Annotated in this window: 19 protein-coding genes; 11 read left to right on the forward strand and 8 right to left on the reverse strand. The window is 43.9% G+C overall.

The features are described from left to right. Positions 1–102: 102 nt before the first annotated feature. From rpsD to A7D14_RS01815, 7 genes are all read left to right on the forward strand, one after another. Positions 103–708, forward strand: coding sequence for a 30S ribosomal protein S4 (gene rpsD, locus A7D14_RS01785; RefSeq protein ID WP_067029305.1), 606 nt, complete (start codon positions 103–105; stop codon positions 706–708). Between the two features lie 20 nt (positions 709–728). After that, the gene (locus A7D14_RS01790) at positions 729–1,721 is read left to right on the forward strand and encodes a DNA-directed RNA polymerase subunit alpha (protein ID WP_067029307.1); all 993 of its coding nucleotides are present in this window, start codon (positions 729–731) and stop codon (positions 1,719–1,721) included. Positions 1,722–1,783: 62 nt separating this feature from the next. Beyond that, positions 1,784–2,284, forward strand: coding sequence for a 50S ribosomal protein L17 (gene rplQ / locus A7D14_RS01795; RefSeq protein ID WP_067029310.1), 501 nt, complete (start codon positions 1,784–1,786; stop codon positions 2,282–2,284). Between the two features lie 97 nt (positions 2,285–2,381). After that, positions 2,382–3,494, forward strand: a complete 1,113-nt coding sequence (carA, locus tag A7D14_RS01800; RefSeq protein WP_067029312.1) for a glutamine-hydrolyzing carbamoyl-phosphate synthase small subunit — start codon at positions 2,382–2,384, stop codon at positions 3,492–3,494. Between the two features lie 117 nt (positions 3,495–3,611). Further along, positions 3,612–4,904, forward strand: a complete 1,293-nt coding sequence (gene eno, locus A7D14_RS01805; RefSeq protein ID WP_067029314.1) for a phosphopyruvate hydratase — start codon at positions 3,612–3,614, stop codon at positions 4,902–4,904. A gap of 121 nt (positions 4,905–5,025) precedes the next feature. Next, positions 5,026–6,564 (forward strand): glycogen synthase, encoded by a 1,539-nt coding sequence (locus tag A7D14_RS01810; RefSeq protein WP_067029316.1) that lies wholly within the window; start codon positions 5,026–5,028, stop codon positions 6,562–6,564. Between the two features lie 126 nt (positions 6,565–6,690). After that, positions 6,691–7,974, forward strand: coding sequence for a citrate synthase (locus A7D14_RS01815; RefSeq protein WP_067029318.1), 1,284 nt, complete (start codon positions 6,691–6,693; stop codon positions 7,972–7,974). A 58-nt stretch (positions 7,975–8,032) separates the two neighbouring features. On the opposite strand, the gene A7D14_RS01820 is transcribed toward A7D14_RS01815, so the two are convergent. Continuing rightward, on the reverse strand, positions 8,033–8,500 hold the full coding sequence (locus A7D14_RS01820; protein ID WP_067029320.1) for a hypothetical protein: 468 nt from the start codon (positions 8,498–8,500) through the stop codon (positions 8,033–8,035). Between the two features lie 275 nt (positions 8,501–8,775). Between A7D14_RS01820 and A7D14_RS01825 the strand changes: the two genes are divergently transcribed. The 3 genes from A7D14_RS01825 (at position 8,776) to A7D14_RS01840 (ending at position 12,561) form a co-directional block, all read left to right on the forward strand. Next, positions 8,776–9,690 carry a dimethylarginine dimethylaminohydrolase family protein gene (locus tag A7D14_RS01825; protein WP_067029322.1) on the forward strand — a complete coding sequence of 305 codons (915 nt, stop codon included), beginning with the start codon at positions 8,776–8,778 and terminating at the stop codon, positions 9,688–9,690. Positions 9,691–9,756: 66 nt separating this feature from the next. Next, the gene (gene ctlX / locus A7D14_RS01830) at positions 9,757–10,662 is read left to right on the forward strand and encodes a citrulline utilization hydrolase CtlX (protein WP_083157937.1); all 906 of its coding nucleotides are present in this window, start codon (positions 9,757–9,759) and stop codon (positions 10,660–10,662) included. Positions 10,663–11,505: 843 nt separating this feature from the next. Further along, entirely contained in the window at positions 11,506–12,561 is a 1,056-nt protein-coding gene (locus A7D14_RS01840; RefSeq protein WP_067029325.1) for a type I restriction endonuclease, read from the forward strand. Between the two features lie 25 nt (positions 12,562–12,586). On the opposite strand, the gene A7D14_RS01845 is transcribed toward A7D14_RS01840, so the two are convergent. From A7D14_RS01845 to A7D14_RS01875, 7 genes are all read right to left on the reverse strand, one after another. Beyond that, positions 12,587–12,871 carry a hypothetical protein gene (locus A7D14_RS01845; protein ID WP_255307366.1) on the reverse strand — a complete coding sequence of 95 codons (285 nt, stop codon included), beginning with the start codon at positions 12,869–12,871 and terminating at the stop codon, positions 12,587–12,589. A 125-nt stretch (positions 12,872–12,996) separates the two neighbouring features. Next, positions 12,997–13,560 carry a PIN domain-containing protein gene (locus A7D14_RS01850; RefSeq protein ID WP_067029329.1) on the reverse strand — a complete coding sequence of 188 codons (564 nt, stop codon included), beginning with the start codon at positions 13,558–13,560 and terminating at the stop codon, positions 12,997–12,999. Next, on the reverse strand, positions 13,550–14,005 hold the full coding sequence (locus tag A7D14_RS01855) for a helix-turn-helix domain-containing protein (RefSeq protein ID WP_067029331.1): 456 nt from the start codon (positions 14,003–14,005) through the stop codon (positions 13,550–13,552). The genes A7D14_RS01850 and A7D14_RS01855 overlap by 11 nt, the downstream gene beginning before the upstream one ends. Before the next feature lie 176 nt (positions 14,006–14,181). After that, on the reverse strand, positions 14,182–15,687 hold the full coding sequence (locus A7D14_RS01860) for a hypothetical protein (protein WP_067029333.1): 1,506 nt from the start codon (positions 15,685–15,687) through the stop codon (positions 14,182–14,184). A 519-nt stretch (positions 15,688–16,206) separates the two neighbouring features. Beyond that, positions 16,207–17,661 (reverse strand): BCCT family transporter, encoded by a 1,455-nt coding sequence (locus A7D14_RS01865; RefSeq protein ID WP_067029440.1) that lies wholly within the window; start codon positions 17,659–17,661, stop codon positions 16,207–16,209. Between the two features lie 422 nt (positions 17,662–18,083). Then, positions 18,084–18,602, reverse strand: a complete 519-nt coding sequence (locus tag A7D14_RS01870) for a DUF1648 domain-containing protein (protein ID WP_067029335.1) — start codon at positions 18,600–18,602, stop codon at positions 18,084–18,086. Further along, positions 18,599–19,024, reverse strand: coding sequence for a hypothetical protein (locus A7D14_RS01875; RefSeq protein ID WP_067029337.1), 426 nt, complete (start codon positions 19,022–19,024; stop codon positions 18,599–18,601). The genes A7D14_RS01870 and A7D14_RS01875 overlap by 4 nt, the downstream gene beginning before the upstream one ends. A 106-nt stretch (positions 19,025–19,130) precedes the next feature. On the opposite strand from A7D14_RS01875, the gene argS reads away from it, so the two are divergent. After that, entirely contained in the window at positions 19,131–20,909 is a 1,779-nt protein-coding gene (gene argS, locus A7D14_RS01880; RefSeq protein ID WP_067029338.1) for an arginine--tRNA ligase, read from the forward strand. Positions 20,910–20,997: the final 88 nt, after the last annotated feature.

Here is a 20,997-nt window from a genome sequence, read left to right on the forward strand (position 1 = left end):
AATTATAGTTTAATGGCCCCAAAAGGGTCTTCACCCGAAGGTGCAGTTAGATTATCGAAGGATAAGCCTTAATTCATAATCGCACTTTCAAATTAATAGAAGATGGCAAGATACACAGGACCAAAAACAAAGATCGCTAGAAAGTTTGGAGAAGCGATTTTCGGGGACGACAAATCCTTTGAAAAGAAAAATTACCCTCCAGGACAGCACGGAAACAACAGACGCCGTGGTAAAAAATCAGAATACGCAATCCAGTTGATGGAAAAGCAAAAAGCCAAATATACCTACGGTATTTTGGAAAAGCAATTCCGTAACCTTTTTGCCGAAGCCAAAAGAAAAGAAGGTGTTACCGGTGAAATTTTGCTTCAATTGTGCGAATCCCGCTTGGACAACGTAGTCTACAGAATGGGTATTTCCCCTTCAAGAAGAGGAGCGCGCCAATTGGTGTCGCACCGACATATCACCGTAAATGGCAATGTTGTCAACATTCCATCCTATTCACTAAAAGCAGGAGATGTTATCGGTGTTAGGGAAAAATCTAAGTCCGTACAATCCATTGAGGATTCCTTGTCCGCCAACAGCAGCGTGTACGAGTGGATCACATGGAACTCTGAAAAGAAAGAAGGTACATTTGTTGCCGTCCCAGAAAGACTTCAGATCCCTGAGAATATCAAGGAGCAGCTGATCGTCGAATTATACTCTAAATAAAATTCAACATTAATCCAATTATGGCATTACTTAATTTTCAGAAGCCCGATAAAGTTATAATGATAGATTCAACAGATTTCGAAGGGAAATTTGAATTTCGCCCTTTGGAACCTGGCTATGGATTAACAGTTGGGAATGCGCTGAGAAGGGTATTACTTTCCTCTTTGGAAGGTTTTGCCATCACTTCTGTGCGCATAGATGGAGTTGAACATGAGTTTTCTGTTATCCCAGGCGTTGTTGAAGACGTAACTGAGATCATTTTGAACCTGAAACAGGTTCGTTTTAAAAGACAGATTGATGATGTTGAAAGCGAGACCGTTTCCATTTCCGTAAGCGGAAAGGAACAGTTGACTGCTGGCGATTTCCAAAAATTCATTTCAGGGTACCAAGTGCTCAACCCAGATTTGGTGATCTGCAACATGGATCCCAAAGTGAGCATCAACCTTGAGATCATCATAGAAAAAGGACGTGGTTACGTTCCCGCTGAGGAAAACAAAAAATCCAATGCCCCTTTGGGTAGCATTGCGGTGGATTCTGTTTACACTCCGGTAAAGAACGTAAAATACAGCATTGAAAACTTTAGGGTAGAGCAAAAGACCGATTACGAAAAATTGGTTTTTGAAATCCTTACCGATGGATCCATCCATCCCAAAGATGCCTTGACCGAAGCAGCCAAGGTGTTGATCCACCACTTTATGTTGTTCTCTGATGAGCGCATCACCCTTGAGGCTGATGAAATCGCACAGACCGAGACCTATGATGAGGAATCCTTGCACATGCGTCAGTTGTTGAAAACCAAATTGGTAGACATGGATTTGTCCGTTAGGGCATTGAACTGTCTAAAAGCAGCCGAAGTGGATACTTTGGGCGATTTGGTTTCCTTCAACAAGAACGATTTGATGAAGTTCAGGAACTTCGGTAAAAAATCATTGACCGAGTTGGAAGAGTTGGTCATCAACAAAGGCCTACAATTTGGTATGGACCTTTCCAAATACAAGTTAGATAAAGATTAATAATCATATTTTGCTCTCCCGATAGCTATCGGGATTTGGTAGCAAGATGATAAACAAGAAAGATGAGACACGGAAAGAAATTCAATCACTTAGGTAGAACGGCGGCCCACAGAAAGGCCATGCTGGCCAATATGGCATGTTCCCTTATAGAGCATAAGCGGATCAATACCACTGTGGCCAAGGCCAAAGCTTTAAAACAGTTTGTTGAGCCTTTGATCACCAAAGCCAAGACTGAGAACAACCAAACTACCGAAAAAGGTACGCACAACAGAAGGATTGTTTTTAGTAACTTGAGAAGCAAGGAAGCCATCACGGAACTTTTTGGTACCGTTGCAGAGAAAGTAGCGGACAGACCAGGAGGGTATACCCGAATCATTAAGTTGGGTAACCGTTTGGGTGACAACGCCGATATGGCCATGATAGAACTAGTGGATTTCAACGAGGTATACAACGCTGGTAAACCTAAGAAGAAATCAACCAGAAGAAGTAGAAGGGGAGGAAGCAAGAAAGCGGAGCCTGTGGCACCAGCGGCGGAAACCAAAACTGACGATTCTGAAGAATAAGAACAATGTTATTAACTATTGTATTAGTGGAAAAAGGATAAGTGAAAACTTATCCTTTTTTTATGTTTTTTTGTAAACTGAAAAATTGGAACACCTCATGAAGTATCACGAAAAGAAAAAAGCACTGTTATTATTGGCGGATGGAACTATTTTCTACGGAAAAGCCGTAGGGGGCAAGGAAGGTACCGCCGTTGGGGAAGTATGTTTTAATACCGGAATGACGGGGTATCAGGAAATCTTTACCGACCCCTCATATTTCGGACAATTGATGGTCACTACCAATGCCCACATTGGGAATTATGGTGCCCATGCGGATGAAGTTGAATCCGATTCAGTAAAAATTGCGGGTCTTATCTGTAAAAATTTCAGCTACGAGTATTCCCGGCCCGATGCCAGCATGAGTTTGTTGGAGTTTTTGAACAATAACAATCTGTTTGCCATCTCTGATGTGGATACCCGCGCCTTGGTGAGTTACATTCGGGATAACGGAGCCATGAACGCCTTGATTTCCACAAGGGTGGATGAGATAGATGCATTGAAGGAAGAGCTCAAACAAGTTCCCAGTATGGAAGGTTTGGAGCTTTCCTCAAAAGTATCGACCAAGGAGCCGTATTATTATGGCGACGAAAATGCAGCATACAAAATATCCGCTTTGGATATTGGCATCAAAAAGAATATCCTAAGGAACTTGGCCAAAAGAGGGGCATACATCAAAGTATTTCCATACAACACCTCCTTTGAGGAAATGGAACAATGGAACCCAGATGGCTATTTTATTTCCAACGGCCCTGGCGACCCAGAACCATTGACCGATGCCATCACTGCCGCCAAGAAAATGATTGTTTCCAATAAACCATTGTTCGGAATCTGTTTGGGACACCAAGTCTTGGCCTTGGCCAATGGGGTTTCCACCTATAAAATGCACAATGGCCACAGGGGAATCAATCATCCCATCCTAAATTTGGTCACCGGAAAAGGAGAGATCACCTCCCAAAACCATGGATTTGCGATCAACAAGGAAGAAACTGAGGCCCATCCAGAATTGGAAATTACCCATACCCACTTGAACGACCATACGGTGGCAGGGATAAAGATGAAGGATAAAGATGTGTTTTCGGTACAATATCACCCAGAAGCAAGTCCAGGGCCACATGATGCCGATTATCTTTTCGACCAGTTTTTTGATGCGATCAAAACTGGAAAGAACTAAAACGTTATAGTTTTATTTTTAGGTTATCAAGCACGTTTTATGAGCTATATCATACGGTTAAAAGGGTCTGCTTTTGTATCTTAGCCCAATTAATTTCAACCATAAACATTGAGTAAAATGAGCATTATTGTCAATATTCATGCAAGACAGATATTAGATTCAAGAGGTAATCCTACGGTAGAGGTAGATGTTGTTACCGAAAACGGAATTTTGGGAAGGGCAGCCGTACCTTCTGGAGCCTCAACAGGTGAGCACGAGGCCGTTGAATTACGGGATGGAGGAGGTTCGTTCATGGGGAAAGGTGTAGGAAAGGCCGTGAACAATGTCAATACTGTCATTGCTGAAGAATTGGTAGGCACTTCGGTTTTTGATCAAAACGCCATCGATCAGACCATGATCGAATTGGATGGCACACCGAACAAGTCCAAATTGGGGGCCAATGCCATTTTGGGGGTTTCCTTGGCCGTGGCCAAAGCCGCTGCCAATGAATTGGGAATGCCGTTGTACCGATATGTGGGAGGCGTTAGCGCCAACACCCTTCCGGTACCTATGATGAACATTATCAATGGTGGGTCCCACTCAGATGCCCCCATAGCATTCCAAGAGTTTATGGTAATGCCTGTTAAGGCGAAAGATTTTAGCCATGCCATGCAAATGGGAACCGAAATTTTCCACAACCTTAAAAAAGTATTGCACGATCGTGGTTTGAGCACTGCCGTAGGTGATGAAGGTGGTTTTGCCCCTACTTTGGAAGGTGGTACCGAGGACGCTTTGGATACCATCGGTAAAGCGGTTGAAAAAGCAGGGTACAAATTGGGTGATGATGTGATGATCGCTTTGGACTGCGCATCTGCTGAATTCTACGTGGACGGCAAATACGATTACACCAAGTTTGAAGGCGATAAAGGAATGGTTCGGACTTCAGGGGAACAAGCCCAATATTTGGCCGACCTTTGCGAGAAATATCCAATCATCTCCATTGAAGATGGAATGGATGAGAACGATTGGGAAGGATGGAAGCTCCTTACGGAAAAGATAGGCGATAAAGTCCAATTGGTGGGCGACGATTTGTTCGTGACCAACGTGGAGCGTTTGTCCAGAGGTATTGAAAACGGAATTGCCAACTCCATTTTGATCAAGGTGAACCAAATTGGAACCTTAACGGAGACCATCGCTGCCGTAAATATGGCCAAAAACGCCGGATATACTTCTGTAATGTCCCACCGTTCTGGGGAAACCGAGGACAACACCATCGCCGATTTGGCTGTGGCACTCAATACCGGACAAATTAAGACCGGTTCCGCTTCACGGAGTGACCGTATGGCAAAATATAACCAATTGTTGCGTATTGAGGAAGAATTGGGAAGTATAGCCTATTATCCTCAGGAAAAGGCCTTTAAGGTAAAATAAGCATAATGATTATTTAGCATACTAAAAGCCTTTCCCAATTGAGAAAGGCTTTTTTTTGTTTCAGTAACAAACTTTAGCTAAATTATAGCATCGAACCAGCATAGCTAACTCACTTACCTATATGAATAACTTTCTTTTTGTTGCAGCGGAAAATGACGCCCTGGCCAATTGTAAGGCAGGTGGAATGGGCGATGTGGTGCGGGATGTGCCCAGACAAATTTCTGAACGTGGAGACAAAGTGCATGTCATTGTACCTTCCTATTCCAGGCTTCACAAAGATGGGTTGTTCAAGACTAACCTAAATTTTTATTTACGGGGATTACGGTACACAGCAGAGTTGTATGAGGTAAAGCCCAAAAAGGAATTTCCCAACATTGTGCATTATGTGCTCCATCATCCAGAGATCGAGGCGGGAGATATTGCCCACATCTATCACAACGACCCAGAGGAGCCTTTCTATACCGATGCCATCAAGTATTTCATTTTTTGTACCGCTGTTGCTGAGGCCATTAAACAAGGGGCGTTTGGTAAATTGGACGTGGTACATTTGCACGATTGGCATTCCAGTTTGTTGCTGTTTTTGAGGGAGTATCACCCAGATTACAAGAACCTTCAGGATATTCGGTTTGTGTACAGCATCCATAATTTGGCCATTCAGGGAATCCGTCCTTTCGACAATAATTATTCTTCAGTGAAAAACTGGTTTCCTACGGTGCCTCTGGACTACCAAAAGCTGATGGATTATCGCTATCAGGATTGCATCAACCTAATGGCTGTGGGAATCCGTTTTGCTGATGCGGTTCATACGGTCTCACCATCCTACAAAGAAGATGTGTTGCTTCCGAGTTCCCCTCCGGAGTTCATAGGGGGCGAAGGGTTGGAAAAGGACCTTCAGAAAGCAGATAAGGAAGGGAGGCTGTTCGGTATTTTGAACGGGTGCAATTATAAAAACGTCAATACCGAAGCAAAGGGCCATATTTATAGAAATACGGTAAAAGCACTCTTTGGATGGTTACAGCAAGAGGATAAAAAGTACAAAGCGGATTTTTTGGCCCATACCGGAGAGAAAATCATGGAATATGTGGGTAATCGGCCCAAGTTCATCGCCTCCAGCGTGGCACGACTCACCGAGCAAAAATTCTACTTTTTCATGCGTTCCCCGGAAGCATTTGTGGAAATCCTGAAACGACTGGAAAAGGTGGATGGCATTTTTATGCTATTGGGCACCGGCGCCCCAGAGTATGAGGAACTCTTTAGAAAGCTCAGTTATGAGCACAAGAACTTTATCTTCACCAATGGGCAGTCCGAAAAACTCATCGACTCCATTTATTTGGAATCCGATCTTTATTTCATGCCCAGTCTATTTGAACCCTGTGGGATAAGCCAAATGTTGGCCATGCGCAATGGAAACCCCTGTTTGGTGCACCATACCGGCGGGTTAAAGGACACCGTTGTACACATGAAGACCGGTTTTAGTTTTGATGGGGACAGCTACGACGAAAAAATCAAGAATATGTTGGAAGTGCTGGACCAAGCCTTGGATGTTTTTCAAAATGATAAAGCAAGCTGGAAAAAAATTCAGGCAGCCGCAAAACGAATGCGCTTTACCTGGAAAAAATCCGTAGACGAGTATTATAAGGTACTGTACAATATGGCCTAAGCCCATTTTTTGTAGCCATTGATATTTTATTGTTAATAACGGCACAAAAAATAGTTGGAAATTGTTAATGGCTATGCTTTTTCGTAATTTTCGGATTCTATTTTTACTAATCTATTAAAACATAAAATGTCGGATAAAGCTATACTCGAATATGGAGGAAAACAGTATGAGTTCCCCGTAATTAAAGGTACAGAAGATGAATTGGCGATTGATATCAAAACATTAAGAGCCGCAACAGGAATGGTGACGATAGATCCCGGTTACAAGAATACGGGATCTTGTGAAAGTGCGATTACCTTTCTTGATGGCGAAAAAGGAATTCTGAGGTACAGGGGATACTCCATTGAGGAATTAGCGGAAAAAGCAGACTTTTTGGAGGTGGCCTACCTTCTCATTTTTGGAGAGCTGCCCAATAAAGAGCAACTGGAAAAATTCCATAATGACATCAAGGAAGAATCCCATGTGGATGAGGAAATGAAAAAGATCCTGGACGCGTTTCCAAAAGCGGCCCACCCTATGGGCGTACTTTCCTCGTTAACCAGTGCATTGGTCGCCTTCAACCCCATTTCAGTTGATGTTTCCTCCGAAAAAGCGATGTATGCCTCCATTGTACGTATTTTGGCCAAGTTTCCGGTTTTGGTGGCATGGACTCAAAGAAAGAAAAAAGGATTGCCCTTGGATTATGGGGATGACAGTCTGGGCTATGTGGAGAACATTCACAAAATGATGTTCAAAAAACCCAATCAAGAGTATAAAAAAGACCCCATCGCCATTGATGCCTTGGACAAGTTGTTGATCCTGCATGCCGATCACGAACAAAATTGTTCCACCTCAACAGTGCGTATCGTGGGATCTTCACATGCAGGGTTGTTTGCTTCCCTTTCTGCGGGTATTTCCGCCCTATGGGGACCATTGCACGGAGGTGCCAACCAAGCTGTTTTGGAAATGCTGGAGGCTATTGAGGCTGATGGTGGAGATACCAAAAAATATATGGGCAAGGCCAAGGATAAAAATGACCCATTCAGGTTGATGGGCTTTGGACACCGTGTCTACAAAAACTTTGACCCCAGGGCCAAGATCATTAAAAAATCGGCCGATGAGGTGTTGGGCAACCTAGGGATTGAAGATCCTATCTTGGACATTGCCAAAGGATTGGAAAAAGAAGCTTTGGAAGATGATTACTTCGTAAAACGAAAATTGTACCCCAATGTGGATTTCTATTCAGGAATTATTTACAGGGCGTTGGGCATTCCAACAGAGATGTTCACCGTAATGTTCGCTTTGGGAAGACTCCCCGGATGGATTGCCCAATGGAGGGAAATGCGATTGCGAAAAGAACCCATAGGAAGACCCCGACAGGTGTATATCGGGGAAAACCTAAGGCCCTTTGTTCCATTGGAAAAAAGATAAGATTTGGGGGAACAGTAAATAAAATAGGAGGGCGATTGAAAAATCGCCCTTTTTTAGTTTATAGGCTACGGGGATTGTTTCTGGAATTAAGGTTCAGTGATTTATCGTTGTCATAGCATATGCGCATGATCTCCCGGTGGTAATGGACCCGTATCCAAGAGAGATCACCGTTGTTCGACATTACGTTTTTTGATCGTTCAAACTCTTGATGGAGAAAATTGTGGGCATCAATGGCATTCAAATTCTTAATGGTTAAATCCAAAGACTGTCCATACCTATTGATTGAAGCATTGACCTTCAGTAAATCCCAATCATTCTCAATAATTAGGTTATCATTGGCTAAAGTTCCCTCAGGAAAGTCGCCCAGCGTGATGCAATCCTTATATTTTGTAGCGTACAGGGAATCCGCATTTTGATCCGCGGTGGAAAACGTGGCGGTCAGCCCAACTCTTTGAAATGCATTGGTGATGCCCCATACCGCAAATGCTCCAGATGCCAACAAACATAAAATTACCATTTTTTTCATATGTAGGAAAAATCTTATTGCAAATGTAGTAATTAAAAATGTATGGGCAACATTTGTCATATAAAAATTTACATCAGATAGTGTTTTTTAACGCATTAGAGATCAGGTAGTTAAAATTTAAAGAGTTCTCTTTTTTTCGCTGATAAAATTCCATATGCAAAAAAGGCTTTTTTCCTATTTTGTAGGAGGATAATAGGAGTCAAAACACTAGATTTGCCTTAAAATTTTTGGGGTAAATCCCTATTTCTATTCACACCCACTTCAATGATTACGGTATGATGCAGTTAAACATTGTAGACGAGACCAGCCCTTTAAAGGCAGTGATTTTGGGAACGGCCCAGAGCTGTGGCCCTACACCCGCTCCTGAAGAGGCCTATGATCCAAAGTCTTTGGAGCATATTTTGGCAGGGACCTATCCCACCGAAGCCGATATGGTGAAGGAGATGGAAGCTTTTGCCCAAGTGTTCCACAAATATGGGGTGAAGGTGTATCGTCCCGAGGTATTGGAAAATTGTAATCAAATTTTTTCACGGGACATTGCCTTTGTAATTGAGGACAAATTGTTCCATGCCAATATTTTGCCCGATCGGGAACGGGAATTTGTGGCCATCCATGAGGTGTTGGACAATATCGACCCCAACAAAATCATACGCCCCCCCGAGGAAGTACACATTGAGGGCGGCGATGTGATGCCTTGGAACGATTACATTTTTATAGGTACCTACACAGGAGAGGATTACCCCGATTTTATCACGGCCCGAACCAATAAAGAAGCGGTGGAATATATCAGAAGGATGTTTCCCCATAAAACGGTAAAGGCATTTGAGCTCAGGAAATCCAATACCGACCCCAAGGAAAATGCCCTGCATTTGGATTGTTGTTTTCAACCCGTAGGGAAGGACAAGGCCATTCTGCACCAAAATGGATTTTTGGTGGAAGAAGAATACCAATGGTTGGTGGACTACTTTGGGAAGGAGAATGTTTTTGAGATCACCAAGGATGAGATGTACCAAATGTTCAGCAATGTATTTTCCATTTCACCCAAGGTGGTGGTGTCCGAAAAAAGCTTTACCCGACTGAACAATTGGCTTCGCGACCAAGGTTTTACGGTTGAGGAGATCCCATATGCCGAAATCGCCAAACAAGAGGGGCTGCTTCGGTGCAGTACCATGCCCCTTATTCGGGAATAAGATTACTTGCATACAACAACTAAACATACAAACGAATTGAAAGCACAGATTACCAATGCCATTCTAATGATTCGTCCGGTGAATTTCCGGATGAATGAGCAGACTGCGGTCAACAATTACTTCCAAGAGGACTTGCACCTTAAAAATGCGGAAATCAACCGAAAGGCCCAAGAGGAGTTCGATGCCTTTGTGAAGGTACTTCGCGAACACGGGGTCAACGTGGTTGTGGTGGATGATACCAAGGAACGCGACACCCCAGATTCCATCTTCCCGAACAACTGGGTCTCTTTTCATGAGAGTGGGACCATCTGTGTCTATCCCATGTTTGCTGAAAATCGGAGAAAGGAGCGCCGAGAGGACATTTTTGATGTGCTCGAAAGGGAAGGTTTTGTCATCAATAATATCATGGATTACACTTTGGCCGAGGAAGAAGGCGTGTTTTTGGAAGGTACTGGGAGCATTCTTATTGACCGGACCAATCAAAAGGCCTATTGTGCGTTATCTGAACGGGCCCACGAAGAGCTTTTTATTGAATTCTGTGAGGATTTTGATTGCTTCCCCGTAATTTTTCATGCTAACCAAAGTGTGGATGGTGAGCGTTTGCCCATTTATCATACCAATGTAATGATGGCCATGGCAGAGACCTTTGTGGTGATCTGTTTAAAGTCCATCGATGATAAAAAAGAGCGCAAAAATGTGGTGGACCATATTAAAATGGATGGCAGGGAGATCATTGATATCACCGAGGAGCAACTCTACCATTTTGCAGGGAACATGCTTCAAGTAATTGGTGCCAATGACCAACGTTATATGGTGATGAGCAGCCAAGCCTACAACAGTCTTCGGGAAGACCAGATCAAGGCCATTGAAAAGCATTGTGCCATTATCCACAGTCCATTGGATACCATTGAAGCTTCTGGAGGGGGTAGTGCCCGCTGCATGATGGCGGAGGTGTTTTTGCCGAAGGCGTAGCGTCCCCTTGGCGCTGGCCTGCCCATTCACAGGCCTTCCGAAGGCAGGAATTTTACTAATTATCTTGAATGCTTTGTCATCTTGAGCGCAGTCGAAAGGTAGGCAAAGCATCTCGACTGCCCGTCCGAACGGCACGGGTGGAAGCTCGATGTGACATTTTTGGATTGTCCCCTTGAGGCCTTCCTGCCGCAGGCAGGGGACTTTAGGGGTGTTGTTGGTCTGACACGCCCGCCTGCCGTAGGTAGGAATTCCACGAATTCTCTCGAATGTCTTTTGTTGTCAGGTCGAGTGTTGCAAACGGAGTTTGGAACGTATCGAGACCTTTTGTTTGGCATGGAAAAAATAGATCAGCTACGCTGAATCCTCGATTTCTCGATACAGCACGCTGCCGCGCGCCACTCGAAATGACTTGCGGTTTGTTTGTGCGTCACCTTGAACCTACCTGGCCGGTAGGCAGGTTTATTTCAGGGTCTCATTGCAGGGATGGGATGCCGAAATAGGTTCGGCATGATGTTGGTTGCCTTTTGTCATTTCGAGCAAAGCGAAGAATCTTTTTTCATGATGGGTTCATGGTCAGACCAGCCTGCATTTTTTTGACACTGTTTCCACTAATTTTCACAAATTCTAATGGACTTGAAGTCTAATGTCTTACGTCTTTTGTCTGTATTGCTCACGATATCCCCATAATCAGCCCCACAAGAGTGCTTTCCGCCATCCTTTGTAAGATATTTTGACAAAATGGTGTATATTAGGTTGGTTTTTAGCAGTTTTATCCCCCCTGGTTCTTTGTCTAAAAGCTCCTTTTTTAAAGAATTTTTTAGTAAATGAAAATCAAGCATTAATATGGAGTTATATAATCAACTCAAAGGTCTTGCTGACAAAATTGAACAATTAAAGGATAAGATTGATACAGAGGAGTCAACAAAACATGCATTTACTCTTCCGTTCATCAATATTTTAGGATATGATACCTTTAACCCAACAGAGGTCGTTCCAGAGTTTACTGCTGATTTGGGATTAAAAAAAGGAGAGAAAGTTGATTATGCAATATTTCAAGAAGGGAACCCAATTTTAATCATTGAATGCAAGCATTGGAAACAAAACTTAGATGTTTTTAACTCACAACTTTTCAGATATTTTCATGTAACCAAAACACGCTTTGCTCTTTTGACAAATGGCATCGTTTACAGATTTTATACTGATTTGGAAGAAACCAACAAAATGGACGAAAAGCCATTTTTGGAATTTGACATAACAAAACTGAAAGAGAACACAGTCAAGGAGATTGAAAAATTTCACAAATCAAAATTTGACATTTCTAAAATTGTTGATAATGCGAGTAATTTAAAATATACTCGCGAAGTGAAGTCTTTAATTGACCAAGAACTTAGTGAGCCTTCTCAAGACTTTGTCAAATTATTTGCGAATCGAGCATATAATGGACGTCTTACTGCTAAGGTTATGAATGAATTTACCGAAATAGTTGGAAAGGCTTTCAACCAAACTATCAGTGAAAAAGTAAATGATAGGCTTAATTCTGCTCTAAGTAGTGAGCAAGAAAAGCAACTTGCTGAAAATCAAATTGAGGAAAAGCCAGAAAGTAAGGTTGATACAACGGAGGAAGAAATGGAAGGCTATCAAATTGTACTAGCAATTCTCCGCAGAAAAATCGAGAAAGAGAGAATTGTACACAGAGATACACAATCTTATTTTGGAATACTATTGGATGACAACAACAGAAAACCAATCTGTAGGCTTCATTTAAATGGAGGTACGAAGTACATCAGTCTATTTGATGAATCAAAGAACGAAACCAAACAAAAAATTAAGTCTGTTGATGACATTTATAGATTTGAAAAGCAATTATTGGCAACAATTGAGAATTATGACAATGAATAAAGTGCCAAGATTATAAATTATATCATCAACCCCTCAACCCCACCACAATCCCCCTCATCGCTTCTGCCACATCTTGCACCTCCCTTCGGGAGAAGGTGTCTTCATCTAAAAAGAACAGCATAAAAATACCTAACTCCAAAATTTGGGCTAATTTTTCAGGAGCGCCGTAGCTGTCAACAATCCATTCGCTAAAAGTTTCATTTTTTTCCATATTGGGAGCAAGAAAAGGCTTTTTCGGCAGCTGGTACATGCCATAAATGGCAAGAGGGGTGAAGGGTTTTGGGTGAAGGGTAAAAGGTGTTGGGTGCAAGGTTGAAGGGTTAAAGGATAAGAACCAACGCCACTATCCATACCCTTTACCGCATCAGCCAAGCCCTGGACGTCCCCTTATCTGAAATTTGTATGTTGGAAACTAACCAACATTAAAAAAAGCAATTAAAGTTGGGAATGTAGGAAATTGGCAGTAGCTGTTAACCCTTGTTTTCTAAGTATATCAAGCACCTGATACTCATCCAAATCTGGATTTCTACGGTTGAGGACCATTTCTTTAAATGCTTTAACGGCTTCTTCGGGGTTTAGGTCAATAATATCGGTCAGGAAATCATCAGCAGTTTTCACCGACAGCCCAAATGAGGAAAGGTAGTCTTTTGGAAAATCCTTTATGTTGTTCGTCACAATAACATTGGCATTGGTTTTAATCGCCGCCGCCAAAACATGGCAGTCCTTTGGGTCGGGCAAATTTAATCCAGAAATCAGCCCTGAGTAATTGTTGACCAAGGCATCGGGAAAGGCCAAGTTGGCCTTATCCAATCTTTTTTTTAATTCCTCTGGAGCTATTCCCTTGCGTTCCATAACACTTGCCCATTCATCAAAAATGTGTTCACTCCACTTTGGGGTATAAAGGTCGTAATAGGCAAACCAAAAAAGCAAATCACGAATTTCAATAGGGTAGATGACATTCGTGTCCAAGACACAGATGAAACGTACACTATGAATCATATAATCCAGTTTCTTCGTCAGATCGCATAATATCGATAATGTGCTTCTTCTGGAAAGCTTTCATTTTTCTTTTGTATTTCATCACATCCTCAAACTTAACCCTCCGATGCTTACCTATTTTAGTGAACTCTATTTCACCACTCTCTAACAATTTGACAAAATGGGGTCTTGAACAGCCCAATATTTCAGCAGCTTTTTGGGTTGTTACCTCAGTCGCAACAGGAACCAGGGAAAATGGTTTTCCTTTACTCATTGCCTCCAGAATATCACCTAAAAGCTTTAGGGCACTCAAAGGGATTCTTATACGTTCTTGGGTCTCCTCAATTTCAATTTCTGGATTGTCAGATTTTAATTCCTTGATTATCGTTGCCAAAGCATCATAGGATTCGAGTGCAATTTTTTGCTCGTCCTTTGAAGGTTTATTGACATTTTTAAACGTTTCCATGGCGTATGTGAGTTTTCATTATACGAAATAAACGAAACAAATGAAATAAACGCACTTAAACTATGTTAAAATTGATTAAAGTGTGTTCAAGTGGTTATGGATAAAATGTTTAATCAGGTTTAACAGGTTTTCACACAGTTGAATTGTCTTGTCTATTAAGAAGCGAAAACAGATGGTTACTCTTCTACAGTGAACTCCCGTATCGCCTGGTTGGGCTCCATAATGGTATGGCCCTGCCAAAACTCGGGGTCATACGTGGGCATATAGGTGGCGCGGGCGGTCTTGTCCTCGGTAAAGTTGGTGAACTGGTCTTCGCTCACCAGATCTTGGTCAAACACCACCAGTTCCCATTTTTGGGTGGGACTCATCCGAAAGTCGATGGTCAGCAAGAGTTCGTTCTGCTTACGGCGGCCCTTTACGTGCTTGTTCTTTTCCACCACTTTTAGGGGGCGGTCCACGGCAAAGTAGCGGCCAAAGGTAAAGTCCATAAAGCGAAGGTCGTACTTGCCATTGGGCAGTTGGGCAAAGCGCATGGTGCCCTTGTAGAGCACTTCGCGGTAGGTAATGCCCAGCAGCCTAAAGTTGCGCAGGCGGTCCGTGTTCTGCACATCCAACCGCATTAGGGCAAAATCGGCTATATTTATATAGAGGCGGCCCTTAAAATCGGCACTGCTGCGCTTGGGCTCAAAATCGATGACGTACACCCCGGCATCGGCAATTTCGGCATAGCCCACTAGGCTAAAGTCGTACCTTCGGGTCTTGGAAATGAGGTCCAGTTTGCTGTCCTCGTTGTAGTACAGTTCGGTGAGCAGTTCGGTAAAAGCATGGCGCTGACTGTCCACCAGCCCGGTGTTTTTCTTTTTATCGAGGTTTTTTTTCACCTCTTCCGCCTGTTCGGCCTGTTCTTCTTCCATATCGCTGAGGATGGAATCCACCTGCACCTTTTGGCTAAAGATGCCCGATTTGATCTTCAGGTAAGAATCGGGCTTAATGTTTTCGGTAAAAATGGTCTGCATGCGCTCACCGAGTTCCTCAAAAGAGCCCACTTGGTTCTTGTCGTACAGATCGGCGGCCTTGATGATGTCCAGTTTGTACTTGCCATTGTTCTTGTAGAGGTCGCCCAGACTTTCGGTATAGTGGTGGCCGTTTTTGGGGATGGATTGCGCAAGGCTGTCCATGAGTTCTTTGTTGAGCTCGGCAATGGAGGATTTCTTAAAACCGAAGTCCACCTTGTTGATGGTGGCAAACTCGGACTGCCGCAAAAAGAAGCGTTGTTTTATGGGTTCCTTGTTGATGTTCTGCGGAAGCCGCTCCACCATTTTCTCGATGATCTCGTCCACCTCCAGTTCCTCGTTGAAGACATACACCCCACTGAGTGCAATGGCCTTGGGTTGGAGGAGTACCAAACTGTCTTGCAATTGGGTTAGGGCGAAGCCCTTTTTCTCGTACCCCATGGAGGAGATGTAAATGGAATCGGGGGCTATTCCTCCTTCCAACATAAAGCTGAAACGACCTTCATCGTTGGTGATTACACCCTTGTGCTCGCCATATTGGATGGTGGCATAGGGAATGCCTTTTTGGGTCTTGGCGTCCACCAGTTTGGAGCTGATGGTCTGGGCAGCCATGGGAAGGGCCATGAGCAAAAATAGAAAGGGGAAGATCTTGGTGTTGGGCAAGGTCATCTGTTCGTTTTTTGATGTGTTTGTATAAAGACTGTGCAAACTGCAAAAGGTTGCACACAAGGTAAGACGAATTGGGTTGGATTTTGTAACAGAATTTTTGGAATTGTCCCCTTGAGGCTTGCCTACCGTAGGCAGGGGGACTTTAGGGGTGTTATTGGTCTGACACTGATTACACGAATTCTCTCGAATGCCTTTTGTTGTCAGGTGGAGTGTTGCAAACGGAGTTTGGAATGTATCGAGACCTGCTTTGGCGGTATGCAAAAATCGATTGGCTACGCTGAATCTTCGATTTCTCGATACCTGCCTCCGGCAGGCAGGCAAAATTTCTTTGGTTTCGACTTTAGTTTATCCTGAGCATAGTCGAAGGGCTCAACCACCAAAAAACCACTCCTTGTCGATTTTTTTGGTTTAATACAAATATCACGAATGTTCACAAATTCCAATAGACTAACATCTTACGCCCTATGTCCTGTGTCTTATTGTTCACGATAGATCAAAAAGTATCCCCACAAGAGCGCCTTACCCCCTTCTTTTAAAACTACTAAGAAACACCACTGCCATAAATACCATAAAAAAGGCAAAGGGCAGGGAGGTGATGATGAGTAGTTTTTGAACGGCGGTGAGCACATCAATATCCGGTTTGGCATTGCCAAGGAGGATAAGTGCCAAAGTGGACAACAGAACAATGACGGACCAGATCAATCGATGTTTCCGTTGCGGATTGGGATTCCCTTTGTCCGTAAACATGCTCAGCACAAATACGGCAGAGTCCACCGAAGTGACCAAAAAACTCACTAAAAGCAAAATGGTTATGCTGTTGAGCAAGCCCGAAAACGGATATTCCCCAAAAAAGACAAAAATGGACGAGAATACACTGCCAAATTCATTTTGGTAGCTGCCCCAGCCTTCAATAATACCAAAGGCCGAAGTGCCAAAGACCGAAAACCAAAAGAAGGTTCCCAACGAAGGCAAGATCAATACACCCAACAACATTTGCCGCAGCGTTCGACCCCGAGAAATTCGGGCGATGAAGATACCGGTAAAGGGTGCCCAGGCCAGCCAAAAGGCCCAATAGTAAAAGGTCCAATCCGTGAGGAACTCCAGCCCGGGGTTGTAGCGTCCCACTGCGATGCTCATCGGAACAAAATCCTTGAGGTAGTGCAAAGAGGCCTTTCCGAAGGAAAGCAGGATATCCCCCATATTGCTGTTGACGAACACAAAGGCCAACAGCAGCAAGGTCACCAAAATATTGAACTTGGAAATCCGTTTGATGCCCTTGTCCACCCCCAACCACACGGAGACAAACGCAATGGCGGAGATCAGAATCGCTAGAAGCAAGGTGGCAGCCACCCCAAACTCAGATTGAAAAACATGGTTGAGCCCTCCGGTAATCTGTGCGGTGCCCAACCCCACGGCGGCGATCAACCCAAAAACGGTGGTGATGATGGCCAGAATATCCAATGCATTGGCGCGTTTGGTGCCCTTGAACTTTTGTGGAATGGAACTGCTCACCAGCACTTTTTGGTTTTTGGTAAAGAGCGCATGGCCAATGATCAGGGCAAACAATCCGTAAAAGGCCCAAGCGGTAAAGCCCCATTGGTAAAAGGTAAACTCCAGTGCCAAAATTTCCGGGGCACTATTGGTGGCAATGGGCGGGTTTTGCTGCATAAAAACGGGTTCCTGTACGGCCCGAAGCAAAATACCGGCCCCCATGCCCGTGCTGTAGAGCATACTGGCCCACGCCCAGAGTGAATGTTCCGGTTTTTCGTTGGGCTTGCCCAATTTGAGCTTGCCCCAGGGCGATATGGCAATGCCCAAGAGCAGTAGCACACAGCCAAGGCCCAGATACAGATAAAAATACCCAAAGTGTGACCGCACCCAGAGTGATAGCACCTCAATGGATTGGTAGCTCCACTCCGTAAAAAGGAACACCGCAATGGAGAACAGCAACAGCAGCCCCGTGGAGACCGCCAAAAGTGGGTTATGTTTTAAAAAGTTGTAAATCGTTTTTTGTTTTCCCGAAGATAAAAGGAAATCTCCACTTGTCATTCTGGGTACCGGTCAGTATCTCTTTCGGGGCTTGACAGAAATTGCACTAATTTCCACGAACACCCTATTTGTCATTCTAAGTGCCCGCCTGCCGGACGGGCAGGAAACGAAGAAGCACTTGACACGCCTGCCAGCCGCAGGTAGGAATGGCACAAATTACTCGAAGGTGCCCGATGTTGTCAGGTCGAGTGTTGCAAACGAAGTTTGGAATGTATCGAGACCTACTTTGGCGGTATGCAAAAAATCGATTGGCTACGTTGAATCTTCGATTTCTCGATACAGCACGCTACCGCGTGCCATTCGAAATGACGATTTTTTGATCTTTACCTTTTTCCTTTCGCCCATTGTTACTCCCGAACCACCACGATCATCTTGTACACAAAATACAGGGGAATCAAACCATTAAGTACCCACAGTCCAATAAGGAGCTGCACATCCAGCGCATCTACCCACCCCTTTATTTTAAGGAGGATGATTCCGGTGGTGATCAAAAAGGCCATCACAAAACAGAAATTCATAACGGCCAGCATCCGAAAGGCCAAGGGATATAATTTTGGGGCATTTTCCTCGGTCACTTTAACAGGGTAGTTCATGAGCCACGGTTTTAGTTTGGTGGCAATGAGTCCCAAGGCCAAATAGAGGCCGGCACTGAGCATGGGAATGGCCCAAAGTGCGGATTTGTGCCCGTACCCATCCACTTGGCCCTGAAAATTGAAATGGGTGGGAATGGTATCGGGCAAATCAAAATAGACCCCCCAGACCAAAAAGACATTCACGGCCACCACCATCCATCCAGCGCGGTAAAGCAGTTGGTCCGCTTGGGAAGGTTTTACTTCGACTCTGGGATGTTTTTTGAACCAGTTCATAAATCTTCAATGGATGTTGGTGTATTGTCTGCTTTGTGATCCAATAATTTTTTAAAGAATCGTTGTATAGCCTTGGTGTCCGATTTCACCTTGATGAAATGGTGGTCCCTATAAATGGAATGGATGGTGCTTTCGCCCTTGTAGAGCTTTAATTTGTAGTAGGGGATGATGAGTCCGTAGGTTTCCAATAGCGAACGGAACCGCACAATGATGCCCTTGGGACGGATTTCGATGTTGCAGGTGTTCAGGTTGTTGTCCAAGATCAACAAATTTTGAATTTCCATGCTGGTTTGGGTAATGTACAGTTTTGGGGAGCCAATACCGCCCATGGCAAAGCGTTCCCTTAAGGGAAAAGGCTTGCCCACGGCCTCGTCAATTTTTCGGGCGATGTCCATATCGGAATAGGAAACGTTTAGAAGCATGCTTAAAAATACTCAAAATTGGGTGTACTCATCATGCTTGGCACTATGATTCTTATGTCAAACGTGTAAAAAATACGTAGTTTTGCGGGCTGAAACGCTTTTTGAGATGAGTTTGCAAAACGATTTGGGCCAAAAGGTCAAAGATGCCGTAAAAGAATTGTACCAAGTGGAATTGCCCACGGTGGAATTTCAACCCACCCGAAAGGATTTTGAGGGAGATGTTACTGTGGTGGTCTTTCCCATGCTTCGTTTTGTAAAGGGCAATCCTGTGCAGATCGGTACCCAAATTGGGGATTATTTGCAGGAACATGTGTCTGAAGTGGCCAAATGTAACGTGGTTCAAGGTTTTTTGAACATTGTTATCGAGGATAGCTACTATCTCAACTTTTTCAACAGCATCAAGGATGAAGCGGATTATGGGTATGTGAAAAATGCCTCCAAGGATGCGATCATGGTTGAATATTCGTCGCCCAATACCAACAAACCCTTGCATTTGGGGCACATCCGAAACAACCTTTTGGGCTATTCCGTAGCTGAGATTTTAAAGGCTTCGGGCAAAAAAGTGTACAAGACCCAGATCATCAACGACCGGGGCATCCATATCTGTAAGAGTATGTTGGCCTGGCAAAAGTTTGGTGAGGGCGAGACCCCAGAATCTTCTGGATTAAAAGGCGACCATTTGGTGGGGAAATACTATGTGGCCTTTGACAAAGCGTACAAAGAACAGATTGCCGAGTTGGTCGAGGGTGGCATGGAAAAGGAAAAAGCGGAAAAAGAGGCCCCCATACTTTTGGAAGCCCAAGAAATGCTCCGTAAATGGGAGGCTGGTGATGCTGAGGTGGTGGCCCTTTGGAAAAAGATGAACAGCTGGGTATATGCCGGCTTTGATACCACGTATAAAAATCTAGGGGTTGATTTTGACAAACTCTATTATGAAAGCGACACCTATTTGTTGGGCCGTGATGTGGTAAAAGATGGTCTTGAAAAAGGGGTTTTCTTTAAAAAAGAGGATGGCAGCGTTTGGATAGACCTTACGGATGAGGGACTGGATGAGAAAATCGTGCTCCGTTCCGATGGTACGGCAGTGTACATGACCCAAGATATTGGAACGGCCATTCAGAGGGTAACGGATTTTCCGGATATCAATGGGATGGTGTACACCGTAGGAAACGAACAGGACTACCATTTTAAGGTGTTGTTCCTTATCCTGAAAAAATTGGGCTATTCGTGGGCGGAACAATTGTACCATTTGAGTTATGGGATGGTGGACCTGCCCAGCGGGAAAATGAAGAGTAGGGAAGGTACCGTGGTAGATGCAGATGACCTTATCCAAAACATGGAGGAGACCGCAGAGACCATTTCTTCGGAATTGGGCAAATTGGAAGGCTATACTGAGGAAGAAAAACAAAGCTTATACCGTACCATTGGTTTGGGAGCCTTGAAATATTATATCCTGAAAGTGGATCCCAAGAAACGAATTTTGTTCAACCCCGAAGAATCTGTGGATTTTCAAGGGAACACCGGGCCGTTTATCCAATATACCTATGCTCGGATTCAGTCCATTCTCCGAAAAGCGGATTTTGATGTCTCGACTGCGCTCGACATGACATTCGACCTCCATGAAAAGGAGAAGGAACTGTTGAAGGGCATTCAATTGTTTCCGGAGACCGTTCAATTGGCGGCGGAGAATTTCAGTCCTGCCCTTATTGCCAACTATACCTATGATTTGGTGAAGGAATTCAATTCGTTCTACCAGCAAGTGTCCATTTTAGGGGAACCAGATGAGCAGAAAAAGCAGTTTCGGGTGCAGTTGTCCCAAAAAGTGGGTGAGGTGATTCAATCTGCCTTTAGATTATTGGGGATTGCTGTTCCAGAACGGATGTAACCCTTCAAACCCTCCGAGCTTTGACAAGAGTTGTCATTCCAGCGTAAGTAGGAATCCATTCTTTGGAGTGATTTGTATATGAAAATAG

The organism is Allomuricauda sp. CP2A (assembly GCF_001683915.1).
GTDB lineage: Bacteria > Bacteroidota > Bacteroidia > Flavobacteriales > Flavobacteriaceae > Flagellimonas.